Consider the following 22,305-nt stretch of genomic DNA (forward strand, 5'->3'; position numbering starts at 1 on the left):
ACCTGCCCCTCCGGTATCCCGCACCTCAACTCGTATGCTGCGATGGATCGTCCCAATACCAGGCTTCGGGGTCATAGACCGCCGGCGTGGGGTGGATCCAGGGATCGGTAAAGCCGCCGAGCGCCAGGTCTTCCTTCTTCGGCACGTTCATCAGCCCTTTTTTCACGACGAACACGCGGTCGAAGTTGGCCACCGAACCCTGCACGAATGGCCCGTTTTCGACATGGATCTTCATCATCTCCCAAACCATTTGCGTGCGTTTCAGGAATTCCGGCTCAACCTTCGTCTTATCGTAGATCTCGTGCAGTTTGGCGATAACCGGATCGAAGTCCTTGTCGGACGGCACGATCCGGGCAGGGGCGCGCTGCCAGGGTTCTTTGTCCAATCCTTCCTTCTCGCTGGCAGTGCCGCGCAACTGGTATCCCTGTCCGTGGAGCGGCGCCCAGCGTTCCGGTTCAATCGGCACAAGCCACTGCGGGTAGACCAGATGGTTTGGTCCGTCGCCAATGCCCCAGTCAGCATTCGACATCAACTTGCCTGCAAACCAGTCGTCACGGCGACCCTGCGGCGGCACCGGCGTGAGTGTCGCTTTGATGCCAATCTGTCCCCAGTCGCGGATCATCTGCTCATTCTGAGCGATGATGTTCTTGCCGGTGTTGGATGCGACGATCACCTGGATGTCGAGCGGCGAACCATCAGGGAAGGTTCGAAAGCCGCCAGCGCCGACTTTGACGCCGATTTCATCGAGGAGCGCCTTCGCCCGTTCCTGATCGAACGCCACGTAACTGTCGCGCCATTCGCGGTAGCGTGCATTGGCGCGATCCGGGTTGCCTTTTTCATCAATGTTGTACTCGATCGCCTTCGGGCTGAAGGTGCCGGTCGTCAATTCACCGGTGCCGAAGTACTGCGTCTTCTGCAATTCGGCGCGGTTGAACGCCAGCGACAACGCCTGGCGGAACTTCGGGTTGCGGATCAGTTCACGCCACTTTGGATCGTTGTAGTCGTAGCTGAAGAAGAACGATGTGCCAGATCCCGACCCGCTCTCCCAGAAACGCACCTCGTAACCGCCAGCATCGGCATTCTGGCGCAGGTTCGGCACATCATCGAGGCTGAGCACCCAGTGATGGGAGAAGTCGCTCTTGCCCTGGATGACGTTCAGTTTTTCGACCTCGCTGTTCTGGAAGGTGGTCGAGATAATGCGGTTGATGTAGGGGAGTTGATTGCCTTCGGCGTCAACGCACCAGTAATACGGGTTACGGGTGTAGACGCCACGCACGCCCTCCTCGAAACTCTCGCACTTCCAGCCGGTCATGGTCGGGCAATCGGGGTTGGTGACGAAACGGATACGCTTGGTGTGCTCGTCCCAGTCCTTGTACTTATCCGGGTTGAGCACGGGGTTGAACTGCTCCATGTGATGGCGCGGCGCCATCCAGCGCGGTCCAATGCCGGCATTCACCCACATGGCCAGGCGATCCGCCGTCAACGGCGCGGGCGCATCGAACTTCATCGTCAGGGTATAGTCATCGACCTTGATCAGGGTCGCCAGCGTCCCCGTGCCGGAGCGTCCCTCGTCCGGCGGCGGCTCAATCGGTTTCAGCCCTGCGGGAAACTCCTTCTCCTTGCCATTCCCGCCAACCATGTACTCCCACCAGTAAAGGATGTCATCGACTGTCCAGGGATGACCGTCCGACCACTTCAGTCCTTCACGGAACTTGAACGTCCATTCGCTGGCGTCGGCATTCGCTTCCCAACTCTCGGCAAGGCCCGGACCGATTTTCAAACCATCATCAAGCCAGCGCAGAATCGAATGACCATACTGGCTCTCCTGCACGATCGTCGCCATCCCGTCAGGTCCCCATGAGTTGGTAAAGTTGAGCGTCCCGCCATATTTGCCGACGGTAAGCCATTTGTGTGGCACGACATACGGATTTTTCGGCAGACGTTCATCGACTGGCGGCAATTTGCCCTCGGCGACCAGTTTGGCGAGTTCGGGCGCCTCTTTGTACTTGCTCACGGCTTGGGGTACTGCTGTCGCCTGGGGCGGCGTGGTGGGCGGAATAGCGACCGTTGGCGCCGGCGCCGTGGTTGGCGCCGCCGTTGGCGCCGGTGCGCTCGTCGGCGCCTGTGCGGGTTGCCCGCCGCCACATGCAGCAATCGCGGCGCTGGCAGCGGTCATGGCTGACAGGGTCAGGAATCTGCGACGACTCAGGGTGCGTGACTGGGACACAGGTACCTCCTCGTAGTGTGTCAGATGATGTCGAGCATCGGTTCAGGAGCGAAAAGTATGATCCGAAGCGGAGAGGAAAGGAAAAAACTCAGGATCGAGCAATCATACGATTACCTCCTTCACTTCATGAGAGGGGTCTTCTTATAACATACTTATGGGAAAACAGGAGTTTCCGGGTATTCTAACGTCTTAGCGTGTACTTGTCAACTATGGGATGTCTCATAGAGTAATCAACCAGATGTTGCACAATCATTGCCCGTGTTGACTGTCTTGCGGCGGACGTTGGCTTCGACAGGCTCAACCGGCTTCGACAGGCTCAGCCAACGTCAGCCGCTCTACGTCCTTGAGCGTCCGGGTTTTGTTTGATCGCTCCATAGGAGTACCATCATGATTCGTCAGGAAACGCCGTATCGCGGCGGGTCAAGGAGGTGCTCCCCTCTCATGCCTGAACCCTCCGAACACTTGAAGACTCGTTCCCCCCTCAAACATTTATAATCTTCAAGGGAGTGATCGCAAACTGATGACGCGCAGCAGTTTGTCGCCTGCCATCATAGTGCATGCAGGGGGACGACCGCGGGTGATAAGATACTGCCAGGCATCCGGGTGTTGCCAGTTGGGGCGCGCCTCGATCCGTACATAGATAGAAATCGGGTACCCCAGCTGCGGGTGGAAGACGCTTTCCACCGACAATCGATCATCGCAGGCGCACCCCAGGGTAATGCAGCGCATGCCGGTATCGCCGTTGCGTCGCGCAAGGGCGAAGAGGTCCTCAACGGTGCGCCCGTCGCGCTGACAACGCTCCAGCGGCTTCACGCGCACCACGCGCCTGTTGACTACTTCGATCTCGATGGTGCAGTTGAGTTCTTCGAGTGTCATGACGTAGTGGGGAAAACCATGCATGCGCCAGCGCGCCTCGGCGGCGGCAACTTCCCGATCACGCACGCGCTCCAAAGCAATGATGGCGGTAGCGGTTCCGCCGATGCAGAGGAGCGGGGTGATCACGAGGATCGCCAACGCCAGGCGAACCCTGCGCGAGGATTGTTGACGAAGGTGCATGGTGCAGGCCGTTCCAGTAAAGGACAACGCAACTCGCCAAAACGCATTATCGGAATGGAGCATCTGTATGTCAACCAGAAAGTGGTGCTCGACATCGAACCTGCAACGACTGCGACCGAACCGTCACCTGCGCAGACAGGCGCAGCAGATTTCACGACCATGAACGCCGGTCGACAAACTCGATCTCACGCTCCTCAAACGGCACTATACTTCCCACACACGGAATATCACCACAACGCTAGAGGAGTGAACCATGCCGCGCTACCAACCTGCCGACTCCCTCGCCTCGCCGCGCTTTGCCGGTGTTCGCACCTTTGCCCGTCTGCCCTGTCTTCAGACGACCGAAGATGTGGATGTTGCTATTGTCGGGTTGCCGTTCGATACCGGCGCGACGTTCAAAGTCGGGGCGCGTTTTGGACCAGAAGCGATCCGTAGCGCCTCGGTGCTGTTGCGACCGTACAACCCGGAACTCGATGTGCATGTGTTTACCAGCCTGTCGTGCATCGATTATGGTGATGCGCCGGTCGTCCCGGGTTTCATTCAGGAAAGCCATGCCGCTATTGCCGCCACGCTCCGCCCACTGGCGGAAGCCAGGATTGTGACCCTGTGCCTTGGCGGCGATCACAGCGTGGCGCTGCCGGAACTCCGCGCGCTGGCGGCGGTGTATGGTCCTCTCGCGCTTGTGCAGTTCGACTCGCACGGCGATCTGTGGGATAGTTACTACGGCGGACAGAAGTATACCCACGGCACGCCGTTCCGCCGCGCCGTTGAAGAAGGGTTGATCCTCCCCGAACGCTCGGTGCAACTCGGCATGCGCGGACCGCTCTACGGTCGTGAAGACCTGCAAATGGCGCGCGATATGGGGTTTGCAATGCTGACCACCACCGAACTCCTCAGTCGCTCGCCGCAGGAGATTGGCGATCTGGTGCGTGCGCGCGTCGGCGATTGCCCGACGTTTCTGTCGTTCGACATCGATTTCTTCGACCCCGCATACGCGCCGGGAACCGGCACGCCAGAAGTCGGCGGACCGACCAGTTTCCAGGGGCTGGCGTACCTGCGCGCCTGCACCGGTGTGCGCTGGGTCGGCGGCGATGTGGTGGAAGTGCTCCCCGCCCTCGATCACGGGCAGATCACCGTCCATCTGGCGGCGCAGGTCGGCTTCGAGTTTCTGTCGCTGATCGCGCTTGCGCGCCAGGGATCGTAGTACAATGTCCCATGTGGCTGACGCCTGTCAGCACGAGCGATGAGGATGCTCCATGGCTACAGAACTTCCTCCTGAGCGGTTGCGCCGCTCCTTCGACCCCGCGCAGATTGCCTTTCCTTCGACCGAAGCGCCGCCGGGAGACAGCGGCATCATCGGTCAGCAACGCGCTGTCGCTGCACTGCGTTTCGGTCTCAACATGGTGAACGGCGGGTTCAACATCTACGCTGCCGGTCCGCCCGGCATCGGCAAGATGACGGCGGTGCAGGCGTTTATCGAAGAGCTGGCGCAGCGCCGCCCGACCCCTTCGGATTGGTGTTATGTCAATGATTTCGATGACCCATATCAGCCGAAGGCGCTCCGCCTCCCTCCCGGACGGGGGCGACGTTTGCAACAGGATGTGAATCTGATGATTGCCCATCTGCGCGCCGAACTGCCGCGCGCCTTCGAGAGTGATGAGTATGCGGCGCGGCGCGATGAGGTGCTGCACGACCTCAATTCCCGCCGTGAAGCCCTCCTCAGTCAGATCAGCGAACGCGCCGCACAACAGGGATTCGTCCTCCAGGCCGGTCCGGTCGGCATCATGATCATCCCGATTGCCAATGGTGAACCGCTCAGTGACGCCGCATTCCAGGCAATGACGCCCGAACAGCGCGAGGAGTTATTGCACCGCCGCGCCATGCTCCAGGAAGAACTCAAGAATGTCATGAAACAGGTGCGCGCCGCAGAACGGATTGCGCGCCAGCGTATGGAAGAAATCGACCGCCAGGTCGTCGAGTATATCGTCGGCGGGCTGATCGACGACCTGCAGGAACAGTACGCCGACCTGCCCGATGTCGTTGCGTTCCTCGAAGCAATGCAGAAGGACATCCAGGAGAACCCCGACCCCTTCCGATCCGGCGGGCAGCAGCAGCCTGCCGGCGAGACGCAGGTCGATCTGGCGTCGGTCCCCTGGCTCAAAGAATTGCCGTTTCGCAAGTATCAGGTGAACGTTCTGATCGATAACAGCCGCCAGCAGGGGGCGCCGGTGGTCGTGGAATACAATCCAACCTACCCCAATTTGTTCGGACGGATCGAGAAAGAAACGCACTTCGGCGCACTGTACACCGACTTCCTGATGATCAAGCCCGGCAGTCTCCACCGCGCGAATGGCGGGTTCCTTGTCATTGAGGCAGAAGACCTGCTGCGCGATTATTTCAGTTGGGACGGACTCAAACGCGCCCTGCGCACCCGCGAGATTCAGATCGAAGAACTGGCTGACCGGCTGGGTCTGACGACGGTCAAGAGTCTCCGTCCGCAACCAATTCCGCTCGAACTCAAGGTTGTGCTGGTGGGACCGCCGCCACCGTACTATCTCCTCGCCGCCTATGACGACGAGTTTTCGACACTGTTCAAGGTCAAAGCCGATTTCGACATCAGCATGCCGCTGAATGAGGAGAACCTGCGCGGGTCGCTCCATCTGTTTCGGCGCTTCTGCGAGCGCGAAAAACTCCTGCCGGTCACCGAAGAGGCGGCGGCGCGTCTGCTGGAGCACTCGCTGCGCCTTGCCGACGATCAGGAGCGCCTCTCGACCCACTTCGGCGCGTTGACCGATGTAGTGCGCGAGGCGAATTATTGGGCGGCGCAGGAGCAGTGCGACGCGATTCTGGGGCGACACGTCATTCGTGCGCTTGAAGAGAAAGTGTACCGCTCGAACATGATCCAGGCGCGCATTCAGGAGTTGATCGACCGCGGCATCATTCTGATCGATACAGAAGGCGCAAAGATCGGTCAGATCAACGGTCTGTCGGTGTTGAGCCTGGGGGACTATACGTTCGGCAGACCAAGCCGTATCAGTGTGAGCGTCGGGCCGGGGCGCGGCGCCATTCTCGACATCGAACGCGAGGTGAAACTCGGAGGACCGATCCACAGCAAGGGGGTGCTCATTCTCAGCGGCTACCTGGCGGAACGGTACGGGCAGGAGCGTCCGCTGACCCTCGCGGCGCGGCTGGTCTTCGAGCAGAGTTATGAAGGCATTGATGGAGACAGCGCCTCGGCGGCGGAACTGTTTGCGCTGCTTTCGGCGCTTGCCGAACTGCCGCTGCGCCAGAGCATCGCCGTCACCGGCTCGGTCAATCAGCGCGGCGAGATCCAGGCGGTCGGCGGGGTGAACCAGAAGATCGAGGGGTTCTTCGACATCTGCCGGGTGCGCGGCCTGACGGGAGAGCAGGGGGTGCTCATACCGCAGGCGAATGTGCAGAACCTGATGCTGCGCAGCGATGTGGTGGACGCGGTGCGCGAGAGGCGTTTCCACATCTGGACGGCAGCCAACATTGATGAGGGCATTGCGCTGTTGACCGGCGTGCCGGCTGGTGAGCGCGGCGCGGATGGCGAGTATCCGCCGGACAGCGTCAATGGGCGAGTGATGGCGCGGTTGCGCGCCTTTGCGGAACGTTTGCGCGAAGGCGGAAAGAGTAATGAGAGCGAGAAGAAACGCAACGATGAATAAAGGGAGTATCGGTATGCGTTATCGCACACTGGGCAGAACCGGCATTACCGTGAGCGAGATCGGGTTTGGTGCGTGGGGCATCGGCGGCGGCTGGGGTCCGCAGAACGACGACGAGGCGATCCGCGCGCTGCGCCGCGCCTATGACTTGGGAGTGACGTTCTTCGATACGGCGCTGGGCTATGGCGATGGGCACAGCGAACAGTTGATCGCCCGCGCCCTCGGCGATGTCCGCGATCAGATCGTCATTGCCACCAAAATCCCGCCCAAAACCTACCGTTGGCCCGTGCTACCGCACGAACCGGTGCATGAAACCTTCCCCGCCGACTGGATTGTTGAATGCACCGAGCAAAGCCTGCGCAACCTCAACACCGATTATATCGACGTGCAGCAACTTCACGCCTGGACGCCGCCGTACACCGATCAACCGGAATGGTACGAGGCGCTGAGCCGGCTGAAAGAGTCGGGCAAAGTGCGGGCATTCGGCGTCTCGTCCAACGACTGGGACCCGTATGGTCCGGTTGGAGCGATGGAAGCCGGGTTGCTCGACACCGTGCAGGTGATCTACAACATCTTCGAGCAGCGACCGGCGGAACAGTTGTTGCCAGCCGCACAGGCGCACAATATCGGCATTATTGTGCGGGTTCCGTTCGAGGAAGGGTTGCTGACCGGCGGATTGACGCCGGATTACCGGTTTGCGCCGGGCGACTGGCGCGCCGAATGGCTGACCCCCGAACGCCTGGCGACGGCGGCGCCGCGCGTGGAGGCGCTCAAACAGTTCCTGGCGCCGGATCGGCCAACCCTGGCGGCGCTGGCGCTGAAGTTCTGCCTGAGTCACCCGGCGGTCTCGACGGTCATTCCGGGAATGCGCAGTGTCGCGCGCGTCGAGGCGAACTGTGCGGCATCCGACGGCATCCTCCTGAGCGATGCCGAGTTGGAGGCGCTCAAGGAACACGCCTTTGTACATGGCTGGGCGTATCCGTGGGCGCAGGGGTAGGGGTTAGGGGGTTAGGGGTTAGGAGTCAGGAATCAGGAGATAGGGGTTATAAGAAACAGGAACCAAGAACCAGGAACTGAGCGCCGAGCACTGAGCAACATTCGACGATCCTGGGCATAACGCTCGATCCTGGCGTGCGGCGCTGGCTTCGACAGGCTCAGCCAGCGCCGCACATGTGTCAGGCATACGGAAATTCCGGTCGTGTGAGAACCTTGCTGGCGAATGACCAGCGGCAGGCACACCCTGGCGATCAAACGGGCGGCGATCCGGTCAGCGTCTATGTTGCCGCCAGCATTCATGAAGGCGCCGCCTATGTACAGACGGTCGTCGCCCATCACAAGAGCATAGACGTTATCTCCATCCATATGCCCGATCTCAACGTACATTCAGCAAAGAGGATGGAGGAACCATATGCAAACGGCACTGATCTGGGGCGCGGCTGGGGGCATCGGTCGCGCGCTGGTAGATACCCTGAGCGAGCATGGCTGGCGCGTGCTGGGCATTGCGCGCGATGCTTCGGTGCTGAGCGGCGCGGCAGCCGAAGTATACAGCGCCGACCTGGCGCGCGATGCGGATGTGGCGGCGGCGGCGCTGTGGGCGGCGCAGCAGTCGGAAAGCGCCGTGGATCTCTGGGTCTATGCAGCCGGCGACATGCTCGGCAAACCCCTGGCCGATACGACCGCCGCCGAATGGGATCGCATTCTGAGCGCGAATGTCACTGGCGCGCACCTGGCAGTAACTCACTCACTGGCACTGGTTCCGGCAGGGGGGCATCTGGTGTTCATTGGCGCCTACGTTGACCGGATTATGTTGCCGAAACTGGGCGCTTATGCGGCGTCCAAGGCGGCGCTCGACGCTTATGTGACAGTGCTGGGGAAAGAGGTGCGTGACCGGCGCGTTACGAATGTGCGGGTGGGTGCAGTGGATACCCCGCTGTGGCTCAAAGCGCCGTTCCGCCTACCCAAAGGCGCACATGCACCCGCCAATGTCGCCGCCGCCGTGCTCCGCGCGTATACGGAGGGGCACAAGGGAAATCTAGATTTGTAATCAATTCGCACCTTTCGCTCTCCGTACTTGTGAATTCACCACAGAGCCATAGAGAGACCCACTCGCAACCCTTGACCCGCCGCGCGTCCTGGCCCTGAGACCCTGGAGGTCGGGACGCGCGCCATCAGGGTAACGATCGTTTCGCCGACGAGGTTCTACGACAGCACACGGTCAGCGGCAAAAACCTCAAGGGACGGGTACGTTCAACATGCAACACCTTCAACCCTACCACCTTCATCCCCCTCACCCATCCACTCCTGGTACGCTTCAAACGTTCCGTTGAAATAGACATGCACCACCTGATTGTGCGTGATGCGCGTAATCGCCTCGAACACCTCGGCGTCGTCGGCGCTGTGAGCCACCAGCATGCCGCGTTCGGGGGCGAAGTCATCTTCGCCGGGTGGAATGACGAAGACCAGCCACTCATTCGGGTAGCGGCGTTCGACATCGGCGATCAACTCGACTTTGCCCTTCTCTTCCATGCCGGTATACGGGCACCCGCAATCGCAATTGATGCCGCAGTCGCCGTGCGTGCCGCATGAGAGCGATGTACCGCCATGTTCGGCGGAAGTCAGGTTGATCATGATCGGCATGGCGTATATCCTCTTCCTGACAGAGCGACGTAAACCCAAACGCCGGAATCGCACCGTTGGAACAGATTGTGCGAAAGCCGTTCAGGACAGGCAATTCCGGCGTGCATAGTCCAATCCGTCTCAATCCGTGCGTATCCGTGCTTTATCGCAATCTCTACTCACAGGTTCTACCAATGTGCGGTCATTCGTACCATACTGCCGGGGCGCTGCGGGCGAAAGCCCTCGCTGAAAAAGGCGCACAGGTCGTCCATCGCGGGCATTACATATGAATTGCCGCGCCTTCCGCTGCAGCGTGCGCCGCCTCGACAATCGCTTCGTAGAGGGTCGGATGGGCGTGAACCGTGCGCATGATCGACTCGGCAGTCGCCTCGTGCGAGAGCGCCAGCCCGCCCTCGGCGATCAGTTCGGTGACGCGCGGACCGATCATATGGACGCCGAGGACCTCATCATACTGTTTGTCGGCGACGATCTTGACGAACCCCTGCCGCTGCCCAAGGATGGTCGCCTTGCCGTTGCCGGTGAACGCGAATTTGCCAACCTTCACGTCGTACCCCTGCTCACGCGCCTGCGCTTCAGTTAACCCGACGCTGGCGATCTCCGGGTTGCAGTAGGTGCATGACGGGATTTTCCCGTAGTCGAGCGGTTGTGTATGGTGCCCGGCAATCGTTTCGGCGGCGACGATCCCCTCGGCAGACGCCTTGTGCGCCAGCCAAGGGGTCGTGACGGCGCAGTCGCCGATGGCATAAACACCTTCGACATTGGTGCGCATATGGTCATCCACCTTGACAAACCCGCGCTGGTCCAGCGCCACCCCAATCTCCTCCAGCCCGATGTCGCCGGTGTTGGGCACGATGCCAACCCCCACCAATACGCGCTCGAAGGTCAGTGCGTGCTCGGCGCCCTGCGCATCGAGCAGGCGCGCCATCACGCCGCCATCGATCTTTTCCAGGTTATTGAGTTTGGAACCGGCGAAGACCTTGATGCCGCGGCGGTTGAGCGCGCGCGCGAGTTCTGCGCTCACCTCTTCGTCTTCGAGCGGCACAACGCGCGGCAGCATTTCGACGAGCGTCACCTCTGCGCCGAATGAGCGATACATCGACGCAAACTCAACGCCAATCGCACCCGCACCGACGACCAGGAGCGATTTCGGCACGCTGGGGATGCTCAACCCACCGGTCGACGACAGAATCCGGTCATTGTCGAACACCGCGCCGATAGCCGGGATCTCGCGGGGACGCGCGCCGACAGCGATGATAATGTTCTTTGCTGCGACGGTGCGATGCTGCCCTTCAGCCGTGCTGATGGCGACCTGCCCGCGCCCGGCGAGGCGAGCAAAGCCGTTGATGACATCGACCTTATTCTTCTTCATCAAAAAAGCAACGCCGCTGGTCATCGTTTTGACCACCGTATCCTTCTGGCGCAGCGTCGCTTCCCAGTCGAGCGACACGCCTTCGACGACCACGCCGAAGCGTTTCGCCTCGCGCAGTTCCTCGAGCAGATCGGCGGTGTGGAGCAACGCCTTAGTCGGGATGCACCCGACATTGAGACAGACGCCACCCAGCGCCTGGCGCTCGACGAGCGCGGTTTTCAAGCCGAGTTGCGCGGCGCGGATGGCAGCCACATAGCCGCCGGGTCCGCCACCCACAACCACCACATCGTAGAGGGTATCGGTCACGGAAATCGCCTTTCTATCCAATACATCTGGAAATGCAGACGGAAGCGTGAACGGAATAGTTTGTGTCAACCGTAGCGAGTATTGTACCACGAGCGGGGAGGGGGATGAAGGACAGCCCAACGTCAGGCCACCTCGAGGTTCTCTTTGAGTTCGACGTGCCGCCAGCAGGCATGATGTTCATATTCGTGGTGCGCCTGTTCAAAGAACTGGCGCCCACCAAAGGAGTCGAGCGACGGGAGGCGCGCCAGGAATGTCGGTGAGTCGGAGACGAGCAGCGGATACGACGAATACGACCAGCGGCGAAAGTCGTCGACGAACCCATGTTTGCGCGGGTTCAGGCGGATGTAGAGCATCGTGTTGCGAAATTACCCTTTGTCGGTCACGATGACGCGCCCAAAGGGATGCTGGAAGAGGCTTCCGACACGACCATATGCCTTGTTAATCGATTTGGCATATGCGTTGAGCACATGGGCAAACCGGAGTGATGGCGTTACCCTCGTTTTATTGTGGGAAGCCGCCCATGTCTCGATCTCTTTTTGGGATTTGGTTTTGATGAGGAGGTGAAAATGGTTCTTCAACAGGCAATATGCGTATGTATAGGCTGCCTGGGGAATATATTTCTCGTATAACGTCAGGAAGTAATCGTAGTTACGTTCCTCGATGAAGATATTTGTTTTATTCGTCCCACGGGTATACATGTGGTACACGGTAGAATAGGAGAGAATAAACGTCACCTCTCCACCGCCACCCGATTCGCCGCCTCTTCCATCAACGCCAGCTGGCGTGCCACTTCCTCCACGGCGATCCGCTGCTTGCGGTACAGGTCGGACTCGCTCATCGCCAGGCGGTCGGCGGTCTCACGGATGCGCCGCCCCTGCAGGAAGCGCATCTCCAGGATATTGTAGAGCAGCCACTCCTGCGCCGACGGGTCGAGTTGCGCGTCGGGGCGCAGGTTCTCAATCGCCTGGCGCAGCACCGCCTGCAACGCGCGCGTCGGGCTGCCACCCTGCTCCTCCAGCACCCGCCGCACCGTCCGCAACCCCAGGAGCGGACTTTCCGACAGTTTCGGTCCGCCCCAGTAGTGCGCCAGCGCTTCTTTGACCAGTTGTGGGAACTCGGGTAACGACGCAACATCCGATTCGAGCGTCTGCAGTGATGCCGGCGTCGCCTGCTCAAGTTGCGTGCTCAAATGCTGAAGCGATTGCATATCCGGTCCCAACCCGCGCAACGTGTCGAACAGCCGCTGCTGCATCTGAACTGTCTCGAGCGCCAGTTCCATTCGGTGCGCCAGCGCTCCGATGAGTCGTCGCGCATCAGCGTTCAGCGCATCGTGCGGATAGACGACCCCCAGGCACCCAAGCAACGCCCCGTCAGGAGCGCGGAGCGGCAGCAGCCAGAACCCTTCGACACGCAGGAACGCCTCGGCTGGCGGCGTGTCGCCTGCCGGTCGCGGCGGTAATTGCGACAACCGCCCCATCAGATCGATCAATGGATGCTCATTCACAAAACGCCGCACCGCCTGGCGCGATCCGACCAGCGTTTTGACGGTGTAACCGCCAGCATCGTCTGGCGCGGCGACAAACCCGGTCTCTGATCGCAGCGCCCCGCACACGACGACAAGCGTGTTCTCCAGCAGGCTGCGCAGGTCGGCCTGGGTGAAGGTGTTACGCGGCAGGGCGCGCAGGTAATCGATCTCAGCGTGATCCTGCGCATATACCAGCGCGTCGAGGTACGGTTTCAGGCGGTTGACAAACAGCGGCATGATCACGGTCATAATCACCACGCCTGCGGTCAGCAACGCCTGCTCCGGCAACCCGAACCAGCGCGCCAGCACCGGCGTTGCGCGCAGGAAGAGCGCGATGCTAATGCCAACGAAGGGACCGTACAGCACCCAGCGGATGAAGTCCTGCTTGATCAGGCGGTCGGGCAGCGGCAGACCCTGGAATGCAATGCTGTAGACCATCACAGTTGTCATCAGCATGACCGCGATATTGCCAACGGCCACCAGAAACAGAACCAGCGCAAATGGAACAAAATACTCCGGTCCTGGAATACTAAGGAACGGGTAGACGGCAATCGCCGGACCGACGAATGTCAGACTCAGGTAGGTCATCCGCCGGCGCAGGGTCGGCGTCAGCGCCGCCTGGCGCACTCCCAGCGAGGCGGCCAGCCCGATGAGACAGGCCAGCACGAAGTAGACGGTAAACAGCCAGAAGAGCGGACCGGCGTTGAACTGCGCGACCGGTTGGGTCTGTACACCATTGTGCACGATCAGGTCGGTGCCCCACGACAGCGCCAGAAATGCGGCGCTGAGCGCATATGCCCCAGGAACACTCCAGCGCCGCCGCAGTTGGTTTTGCCCGGTGAGGTCGAGCAACGCATCTGCCAGGTGAATATACCCGGCCGGTACGCTAACGATGCCGAGCCACTGCGCGCGCAGCAGAAATTGCAGCGTCTCCTCACGTTGCGCCTGCTGAGTCAGCACATCGCCGCCAAACACGACCACGATACCGCCGAGCAACACCGCCAGTGCGCGCGCGATGGGGGTGTAGCGATTTTGCAGAACCAGGTAGACCAGGAGTGAGAATGAAACGATCAGAACAGCCGATGCCAGGAGATCGTTGATGGCAAGCAGCAGATTCGTCAGGAATGGCAGGTCCGTCATACGTTTGCACGACTCGAATAGTGTCCTATAACGTAGTATTGTACACCATCAAAGTTACGGGCCTCCGCAAGAGTAGCGCGTCATCCCAGAGCCAGACGGGGTACGGGCGGGTGTGAGACCCGCCCGTACCCCGCGCTGCTGTGTGATTTCTACTCCCCTAACTTACGCATCTCCTCATCGATGCGCAGACCTTCGATCTGCCCTGCGGCAGGAGGAGCAGTAAGATTGTATGAAGTGATCTGGCGTTGCAGATTCGTGAGCATCTCGCGGTACTCGGCGCGTAAACGCGAGCGAAGAGCGGAGGGGAGGCGCGACCAGCGGCGATTGGCGTCGTGAAGCCAGGCGGAGATGCGTGCGCGCTCGGCGTCAATATCGCGGCGCGCTTCGATCCAGAGCGGCGCGAAACCGGCATTCTTCAGCAAGCGGAATCCGGCGCGCATATCTTCGGGGGTAAGCGCATCATCATCGTAGCAGAGCGGCCTGCCAGCGCCGGAAAGATTGTCGAATGCGCCGTCTGCGCGCGCCTGCTCGATCAGACGATCTACCAGCGTCTCGAAATCGTTCTGGGGCGCGCCGCGCTGCATCTGATCGATGGCGCGCGCCTGTTCGACCAGGCGCTCAAACAGCGTTCCGCCGGGTGTGTGGCTCGCCGCTTCACGAGGTTGGAGAGAGGAACCGGAATCTTCTGACAGTTGATTGTTCATCGATAACGGTCATATCGCCCTACCGCGCCGCGACGCTTGCGGCGCTGCTGAGCGTTCCCCAGATCAGATTAGGCAGTAAACCGAGCAATACCACCAGCACGGTCGAAACAATAATTGCCGCGTTGGCGACCGGCGGCGTCCTGAACGGCGTAGTTTCGGGCGCCGGCAGCATCCACATGGCTTTGAGGAAGCGCAGATAGTAGTACAGGCTGACGACGGTCATAATCACTGCGATGGTCACCAGCGGCACGGCGCCTGCCTGGTAGCCAGCCATGAAAACGAAGAACTTCGCCCAGAACCCGGCAAGCGGCGGAATGCCTGCCAGTGAGAGGATGAGGACCGTCATCATCAGCGTCAGCGGCATGTTGCGTCGCCACAATCCCTGCATCGCACTCAGATCGTCGCTGCCCAGCGCATTGGTCAGCACCGCCAGCACGCCGAAGCTGCCCAGGTTCGTGAGCGAGTAGACGATCAGGTAGTAGATCAGGGCAGCCGTGCCAAAGGTGCGGTCCACAGGCGACGTTGATGACCAGAGCAGCACAGCCAGCAGCAAAAACCCGGCGTGCCCGATCGACGAGTACGCCAGCAGGCGGCGCGCATTCGTCTGCGGCAGCGCCGCCAGGTTCCCGACAATCACGGTCACCAGCGCCAGAATCGCCAGGATGCTGCTCCAACCGTTGAACTCTTCCAGGCGCGACGCGCCAACCGCTCCCGGGAACGCCGTCGTCAGCAACCGGTAGAGGAGCAGAAAACCGGCTGCCTTCGACGCCGTCGAGAGGAAGGCGGTCACCGGCGGCGGCGCGCCCTGATAGACATCCGGCGCCCAGGTATGGAATGGCACGACCGAAATCTTGTACCCCAGACCGGCAATGATGAAGAGCATACCGAGGATTAGCAGCGGGCTGCTGGCGGCATCGCCGGTGGCGAAGCGCCCGACCTCCGCAAAGAGCGTGGCGACGATCGGCGTACCACCCGCCTTCTGGTTCTCACTGGCGACGAACCCATAGACCAGGCTGATGCCGTAGAGGAGGATTGCCGATGACAGCGACCCGAACAGGAAGTATTTCAGCCCGGCTTCGGGTGAACGTTCGCTCTCGCGGAAGTACCCGGCGAGCACGTAGAGCGAAATCGACGACAACTCAAGCGCCAGGTACGCCAGAATGAATTCCGTCGCCGCCGCCATGATCGACATCCCCAGCGTCGAGAAGATCAACAACCCGTAGAACTCGCCAGGGTTGGCAGTCAACCGATACCCCATCGCCAGCAGAGTCGTCAGGAACGCCGCGCCAATAAAAGTCAGGCGCGCGATCATCGTGAACTCATCAGTCGCAAAGGCGCCCAATAGAGGCGACCCGCCCGGTCCGCCCGCCTGCAGATTGCGCCCCAGGGTCAACAGCACATCCAGCGGCCCGCCAGTTGGGTCGGGCACGGTAAAGAGAAAGCGGCTCTGCACCAGCCCAACAATAAAGACCAGCCCCAGTCCAGTGGCAGTCAGTTGACCGGCTTCTCTGGCGCGTTCGAGTTGCGCCTGCGGTCCGCGTCCCCAGCGTGTCAGCACATCGGAGCCGAGCACCAGCAACCCCAGGAGCAGAAGCATCAACTCCGGCAGAATGCGTGGAATATCGGTGATTTGGAACGACATATGATCTTCGCCTTCCCACCTGCAACGATCAACCCTGCACCCTGTCAGGCGAGCCGGGGAGGGCACGGCAGCACCGCGCCCCTACCTTCCCTATGCACCGCGCGCCGTCCGTGCGGGCGCGGCAGCGCCGCGCCCCTACCTCAACCGTCACCGCATCCCCAGCGTTCCGGCGCGCGCTAGCGCCTCGGCAATCGGCTGCATGCTGGCTTCAATCGGCTCGGTCAGGTACGCCGGGTAGAGGCCGCTGATGATCAGCACCACCACCAGAATAACGCCGGCGGCATACTCCTGCGCCGTCAACCCGGGCAGGCGGAGGAACTCGGGGTTTTTCACTTCGCCGAAGAACACCCGGTACACCGCGATCAGAATGTAGCCCGCCGTGATCGGGATCGAAACGCCCGCCAGCACTGCGATGAGCGGGAAACGTTGCCACATGCCCATGAAAATGTTGAACTCCGCCCAGAACCCTGCCAGCCCCGGCATACCCATCGACGACAGCCCAGCAATAATGAAGACAATCGCCGCAAACGGCATCACCGTGAACAGGCCGCCGAGTTCGGGAAACTGCCGGGTGTGCGTCCGGTCGTACACCATTCGCCCAACGACCGCGAAGAAGAGCGCCGTCATCACGCCGTGCGCGAACATCTGGAGCACCGCGCCGGTCATGCCGATCGTGTTCGCCGCTGCCAGACCCATGAGCGTCAACCCCATGTGGCTGACCGACGAATACCCAATCATGAACTTGAAGTCGCGTTGCGTCATGGCGATAGTTGCGCCATACACCGCGTTGATCAGCGTAGCGATGGCAATCGGCAGCAGCCAGTAATTGGCGCCTTCGGGAAAGATCCACATCGCCACACGCAGGCAGCCATACGCCCCCAGTTTCATCAGCACGCCCGCGTGCAGCATCGAAACCGCAGTCGGCGCAGCCACGTGACCGGTTGGCGACCAGGTGTGGAACGGGAACATACCCGCCAGCACCGCAAACCCGAGGAAGAGCGGCACAAAGAAGATGATCTGCACATCACGCGAGAACAGCGCCGATTGCGCCAGCAGGCGCATGTCGAAGGTGCGCAGCGTGCCGCTGAAATACACAGCGACCATGCCCAGAATGATGAATGCCGATCCACCCATCAGGTAGAGCGTCAGTTTCATCGCGCCGTACTCTTTGCGCGTGCTCCCCCAGATGCCGATCAACAGGTACATCGGCAACACTGCCAGTTCATAGAAAATAAAGAGCAGGAAGAGGTCGAGCGACACGAAGACGCCGTACACCCCCGCCGCCAGCAACAGCAGCAATGCCCAGTACTCGCGGGTCCGATCCTCAATGTTCCAGCTGATCAGCGCACCGGTGAAAATGACGAGGCCATTGAGCAGCAGCATCGGCAGGCTGATGCCATCGACGCCGAGGATGTAGTTGATGCCGAGTTCCGGCAACCAGGGAATTTCTTCGAGAAACTGAAACGTCTCCGGGCTGCGGTAGTCATACGCCAGATACACCAGCAGCGTCAACACCAGCGAAATGAACGAGAAGATCGCGCCAACCATCCGGATTTCCTGCTTCTGCTCCGGTTTCAGCAGCGCAATAATGAATGTCGGTATCGCCAGACTGAGCCATATCAGGCTAAGCCACGGCACATTTGCCGGCAGATCGATCAGGTTCATAGGACGCTTATGCCCCTCCCACAACCCGGGTGAACACTTCCACCAGTGCGGTTGCTGTCCGGTTCGACAGGTCCATAATCGGCGCGGGATACACTCCCAGGATCAGGAGCGCAATCAGCAGCGGCGCAACCGCCAGAAACTCACGTCCGGCGAGGCGCATGTCGGGCATGGCGCTGCGCTCGTTGGCTTTACCGTGGAAGATCTGCCCGTACATCCGCAGCAACGCCAGCGCCGTCACCACCAGCCCAATTGTCGCCAGCAGCGCGAAGAGCGGCAGCGACGCCCACACACCGCGGAAGATGAAGAATTCGCCGACGAACCCGGCAAGCCCAGGCAACCCCAGATTGCCGAAGGTCGCCACGCCCATCGCCCCGGCAAAAACCGGCATAGTCGTGCGCAACCCGGCGAGCGATCCCATTTCATCGGAACCGGTGCGCTCGGCAAGCATACCCGCCATCAGGAAGAGCGCACCGGTCGAAAGACCATGCGCCACCATCTGGAACAGTGCACCGTTGATCGCTGTTGCACGGGTGGCGGCATCCGCTGCGCCAACGGTCGCTGCGGCAGCAATCGCCAGCCCGACGTACCCCATGTGATTGACCGAGGTATAGGCGATCAGGCGCTTGAGGTCGCCGCCGACCTGACCGAGCGCGCCAAAGGCGCCCGCCACCACGCCGATCAGCGCCAGCGCGCCAATCGCCGGACCAAAATACTGCGCTGCATCGGGAACAAATGGCAACAGCAGGCGCAGCATTCCATAGGCGCCCATCTTCGACATCACGGCTGCCAGCAGAATAGACGCCGCCGGCGGCGCTTCGCTATAGGCATCGGGCAGCCAGGTATGGAGGGGCCAGATGCCGAGTTTGATTGCGAACGCGACAAAGATCGCCCAGAACGCGATGGATGTGTAGAGCAGCGGGTAGCGCCCAAGCACAGCGGCAATCCCCAGTTGCTCGACATAGTTGAAGATGATCTCACCCAATGTCAGGTTCACCGGATCGAGCGCCGCGCGTTCGACGGTCAGCCCCTGACCCAGACGCGCCAGCGTGATCAGATCGAATGTCGGGATGCCGGCCGCAGCCGTGGCGACGTAGAAGAACTGGAAGAGCAGCAGCATGCCGATTGACCCGGCCATGGTATAGACGAAGAACTTGAGCGCGGCATTACGGCGGCGTTGCTCCGGGTCGGCGGCGTCAGCATGGCGGCGCCCCCATCCCTGAATGAGGAAATACGCCGGCACCAGGCTGAATTCCCAGAAGATGAAGAAGAAAAAGAAATTGAGCGCCAGGAAGTACCCCAGCATCGCCGCTTCCAGCAGGAACATGAGCGCGATGTACAGCTTCACGCGCTCAGTGATGCCGAACGATGCCAGCATCGCCACCGGCGCCATCACCGCCGTCAGAATGACCAGCGGCATACTGATGCCGTCCACACCAACGAAATAATCGACCCGGATCGCCTGCACCCACGGAATCTTCTCGACGAACTGCACCACCCCCTGACCGTCGGCGGTCGCATTCGGGTTGAACCCGACCCAGACAATGATCGCCAGCGCCAGGGGAATGGTCGACCACGCAGTGGCGCCAATCTTGACCGTCCGGTCATCAAGTCGCAGCACGCCTGCCAGCCCTGCCAGCGCCAGCCCGACCAGCGGCGACAGGATGAGCAGCGTGAGCCAGGGTGTCGATGCGTATGCCAGGTAGGTCATAAGTTCACCACGGGTGATTCTTCTGCGCGTAACCGCTTATGCTTTTCCCGGAAGCGCAGGCATCCTGCCTGCCCGCACGAACGATCTCTTGGGTCAGCGGGACGCCATGCACCGGCGCCTGTCACAACCATTCCGCCGCCGATTTTTTCTTTCGGGGGCAACCCCCGAACCCCCTCTAGCCGCCCGGTATCGCCACGTTTAGCCCGCGCAGGCGGGCTTCGCACCCGTAGCCCGCGGCTTCAGCCGCCGGGCGGACGGATCCCGTTCCACGCTCAACGCACCAGGTACAGGTACAGGACGCCGAGTACGACTGCCCCCGCGAACACCAGCGCCACGTAATCCTGCACCTTGCCGGTGGTCGTGCGACGGGTGCGATCACCGGCGGTCTGCGTGCCGGTTGCCATCAAGTCGGCGCCATCGTTCAGCAGCGCATCGTCGATGATGAAATTGACCTGCCCCAGAAAGCGGGTAAAGCGCCCCGTCTCAATCACCACGCGGTCGATCACCTGCTCATCGAGCCAGGTTCCGAGACGCGCCAGCACTGCAGTCGCGACGCCAACCGTCACTGCATACAGTTCATCGAAGTAGAACTTGCGGTTGAGCACCGTAAAGACGCCAGGCATCATCCGCTCCAGCGGATCGGCTTCCTCGGCGGATGATACGAAAGCGTTACGGTACACCAGCCATCCCAGCAGAATGCCGCCAATCGCAATCGCGCTGGAAATCCCCATGACCAGCAGGTTCAGTTTTCCGGCTTCCTGCCCGAAAAAATCCGCCAGATGGTGGAAACCGTCGAACGGCAGGTTGACGACGCCGGCAAACACTGCGAACAGCGCCAGAATGACCAGCGGTGCAGTCATCGTCCACGGGCTTTCGTGCGGGTCGTGCGCCTCGTGGTGATGGTCATCGTGCGACACGAAGGCATACGGCTGCTGTCGCGGATGATGCCCGCGGAACGAGCCGAAGAACACCACCATAATCTGGCGCGTCATATAAAATGCCGTCAGCAGCGACGCCAGGCTGAGCACAACCCACACCAGCGTATTAGCGCGGAACGCATCCGCCAGGATTTCGTCCTTGCTCCAGAACCCGGCGAAGCCAGGGAACCCGGCGAGCGCCAGGAAGCCTGCCATATACGCCAGGAACGTCACCGGCATAAAGCGGCGCAACCCGCCCATGTTACGAATGTCCTGAGCGGTATTCGAGTCATGCCCGACCGTCGCCTCCATGCCGTGGATGACCGAGCCGGAGCCAAGGAACAGCAGCGCCTTGAAGAAGGCGTGAGTGAGCAGATGGAACATCGCCGCCACCCACCCGCCAATGCCGAGCGCCGCAACCATGAATCCCAGTTGCGAAAGGGTCGAATACGCTAGAATGCGCTTGATATCGAACTGCCCGACGGCGATCAGTGCAGCGAACAGCGCCGTAAACGCGCCAATTGTCGCCACCACCGGCAGGGCATCGCTGACCTGAAAGATTGGGAAGGTGCGCGCCGTCAGGAATACCCCCGCCGACACCATGGTGGCGGCGTGGATGAGCGCGGAAACCGGCGTCGGACCTTCCATCGCGTCGGGGAGCCAGACGTGAAGCGGGAACTGCGCCGATTTGCCGATCGTGCCGCTGAAGATCAGCAGCGCAATGCCGGTAGCGGCGCTGATCCCGATGCCGGTCGTGGTCGTCGCCAGGCGCTCGAGCAGTTCAGGGTTGAACACCTGCCCCGGTCCTGCGCCGAGTTCGAGGGTTCCGGCTTCGGTCCACAGCCATGCCAGACCGATCATGAAGAGCACATCGCCGATGCGGGTGGTAATGAACGCCTTGATTGCCGCCTGACGCGGAGTGATCTGATTCGGGTCGGCATAGTTCTTATCGTACCAGAAGCCAATCAACAGGTACGAGCACAGACCCATAATCTCCCACGCCATGAAGAACAGGAGTAAGTTGCTCGCCATCACCATCGCCAGCATCGCGGCGCTGAAGAGCGAAATGAACGAGAAGAAACGCGCCTGACGCGGGTCATGCGCCATATAGCCGACCGAAAACAGGTGAATGCAGGTGGCGGTGACTGTCACCATCACCAGCATCGCCGCCACCGCCGGGTCGATGATATACCCCATCGTAAAGGGAACATCACCGCCAGCCGGCGCCCAGCGGATTGTGCGGACGATATTCGGATCGCGCCACTCGAACCCATGCCCGGCGCCTTTTTCGGCGGCGGGTTCAGCGGCGTGCGACTCTTCCGCGTGCGCAGCAACCGTGCCGTCCATTGCAATCTTCACGCCGCCGGCGACTTCGACGGCTGTACCAACGGCGATGATCGTGGCGCCGACCATCAACAGCGTCGCCAGCCAGGCGCTCGCGTTCTTGTTGCGCTGAATTGGCGTCAGCGTAATGACTGCAAACCCGATCAGCGGCAACAGCGGGATCAGCCAGGCGTTCTGCAAAAACCATCCCATACGGCGACCTTGTGTCAGCGAATAAGCGAATGGGTCAAAGAATACACGAATGCGTCAACGAATACACGAATGCGTCAACGAATGGGTCAACGAATAAGCGAATAGCGCCCTGGGTATCCTCCGTGTCTCGGTGGTTTTACCAGTTTGTGAACGAGTGCGTCAACGAATGCGTTAGCGAATAAACGAA

Annotated in this window: 17 protein-coding genes; 4 read left to right on the plus strand and 13 right to left on the minus strand. The window is 60.9% G+C overall.

What is annotated here, in order from left to right:
• Window positions 1-25: 25 nt before the first annotated feature.
• A complete protein-coding gene (locus AC3EA7_RS15370; RefSeq protein WP_488614947.1) occupies window positions 26-2,227 on the minus strand; it encodes an ABC transporter substrate-binding protein in 2,202 nt (733 codons plus the stop codon).
• 498 nt (window positions 2,228-2,725) lie between these two features.
• Entirely contained in the window at window positions 2,726-3,283 is a 558-nt protein-coding gene (locus AC3EA7_RS15375; protein WP_488614948.1) for a hypothetical protein, read from the minus strand.
• A 253-nt stretch (window positions 3,284-3,536) separates the two neighbouring features.
• Here AC3EA7_RS15375 and speB point away from each other — a divergent pair, with 253 nt between their 5' ends.
• Genes speB through AC3EA7_RS15390 form a run of 3 tightly spaced genes read left to right on the plus strand, consistent with a single transcriptional unit; the run spans window position 3,537 to window position 7,966 of the window.
• The gene (gene speB / locus AC3EA7_RS15380; RefSeq protein WP_488614949.1) at window positions 3,537-4,487 is read left to right on the plus strand and encodes an agmatinase; all 951 of its coding nucleotides are present in this window, start codon (window positions 3,537-3,539) and stop codon (window positions 4,485-4,487) included.
• 52 nt (window positions 4,488-4,539) lie between these two features.
• The gene (locus AC3EA7_RS15385; RefSeq protein WP_488614950.1) at window positions 4,540-6,972 is read left to right on the plus strand and encodes a Lon protease family protein; all 2,433 of its coding nucleotides are present in this window, start codon (window positions 4,540-4,542) and stop codon (window positions 6,970-6,972) included.
• A 13-nt stretch (window positions 6,973-6,985) separates the two neighbouring features.
• Window positions 6,986-7,966 (plus strand): aldo/keto reductase, encoded by a 981-nt coding sequence (locus AC3EA7_RS15390; protein ID WP_488614951.1) that lies wholly within the window; start codon window positions 6,986-6,988, stop codon window positions 7,964-7,966.
• Between the two features lie 32 nt (window positions 7,967-7,998).
• Here the strand turns inward: AC3EA7_RS15390 and AC3EA7_RS15395 are convergent, their stop codons facing one another.
• Window positions 7,999-8,331 (minus strand): hypothetical protein, encoded by a 333-nt coding sequence (locus AC3EA7_RS15395; RefSeq protein ID WP_488614952.1) that lies wholly within the window; start codon window positions 8,329-8,331, stop codon window positions 7,999-8,001.
• Between the two features lie 46 nt (window positions 8,332-8,377).
• Here AC3EA7_RS15395 and AC3EA7_RS15400 point away from each other — a divergent pair, with 46 nt between their 5' ends.
• The gene (locus AC3EA7_RS15400) at window positions 8,378-9,013 is read left to right on the plus strand and encodes an SDR family NAD(P)-dependent oxidoreductase (protein ID WP_488614953.1); all 636 of its coding nucleotides are present in this window, start codon (window positions 8,378-8,380) and stop codon (window positions 9,011-9,013) included.
• Window positions 9,014-9,216: 203 nt separating this feature from the next.
• Here AC3EA7_RS15400 and AC3EA7_RS15405 read toward each other — a convergent pair whose 3' ends face one another.
• The 10 genes from AC3EA7_RS15405 to nuoL form a co-directional block, all read right to left on the minus strand.
• Entirely contained in the window at window positions 9,217-9,606 is a 390-nt protein-coding gene (locus AC3EA7_RS15405) for a hypothetical protein (RefSeq protein ID WP_488614954.1), read from the minus strand.
• 259 nt (window positions 9,607-9,865) lie between these two features.
• A complete protein-coding gene (lpdA, locus tag AC3EA7_RS15410) occupies window positions 9,866-11,281 on the minus strand; it encodes a dihydrolipoyl dehydrogenase (RefSeq protein WP_488614955.1) in 1,416 nt (471 codons plus the stop codon).
• A gap of 122 nt (window positions 11,282-11,403) precedes the next feature.
• Window positions 11,404-11,634, minus strand: coding sequence for a hypothetical protein (locus tag AC3EA7_RS15415; RefSeq protein WP_488614956.1), 231 nt, complete (start codon window positions 11,632-11,634; stop codon window positions 11,404-11,406).
• Window positions 11,635-11,646: 12 nt separating this feature from the next.
• On the minus strand, window positions 11,647-12,015 hold the full coding sequence (locus AC3EA7_RS15420; RefSeq protein ID WP_488614957.1) for a transposase: 369 nt from the start codon (window positions 12,013-12,015) through the stop codon (window positions 11,647-11,649).
• Complete coding sequence (locus AC3EA7_RS15425) at window positions 12,012-13,946, minus strand: histidine kinase N-terminal 7TM domain-containing protein (RefSeq protein ID WP_488614958.1); 1,935 nt, start codon at window positions 13,944-13,946, stop codon at window positions 12,012-12,014. The genes AC3EA7_RS15420 and AC3EA7_RS15425 overlap by 4 nt, the downstream gene beginning before the upstream one ends.
• 149 nt (window positions 13,947-14,095) lie before the next feature.
• A complete protein-coding gene (locus tag AC3EA7_RS15430; RefSeq protein WP_488614959.1) occupies window positions 14,096-14,650 on the minus strand; it encodes a DnaJ family domain-containing protein in 555 nt (184 codons plus the stop codon).
• Between the two features lie 19 nt (window positions 14,651-14,669).
• Window positions 14,670-16,292 carry an NADH-quinone oxidoreductase subunit N gene (locus AC3EA7_RS15435; protein ID WP_488614960.1) on the minus strand — a complete coding sequence of 541 codons (1,623 nt, stop codon included), beginning with the start codon at window positions 16,290-16,292 and terminating at the stop codon, window positions 14,670-14,672.
• A gap of 147 nt (window positions 16,293-16,439) precedes the next feature.
• Window positions 16,440-17,957: a complex I subunit 4 family protein gene (locus AC3EA7_RS15440; protein ID WP_488614961.1), complete on the minus strand. Its 1,518-nt coding sequence runs from the start codon at window positions 17,955-17,957 to the stop codon at window positions 16,440-16,442.
• A 7-nt stretch (window positions 17,958-17,964) separates the two neighbouring features.
• Complete coding sequence (locus AC3EA7_RS15445; protein ID WP_488614962.1) at window positions 17,965-19,665, minus strand: complex I subunit 4 family protein; 1,701 nt, start codon at window positions 19,663-19,665, stop codon at window positions 17,965-17,967.
• A 272-nt stretch (window positions 19,666-19,937) separates the two neighbouring features.
• Window positions 19,938-22,118, minus strand: a complete 2,181-nt coding sequence (nuoL, locus tag AC3EA7_RS15450; RefSeq protein ID WP_488614963.1) for an NADH-quinone oxidoreductase subunit L — start codon at window positions 22,116-22,118, stop codon at window positions 19,938-19,940.
• Window positions 22,119-22,305 lie beyond the last annotated feature (187 nt).

This window comes from Roseiflexus sp. (assembly GCF_057785375.1).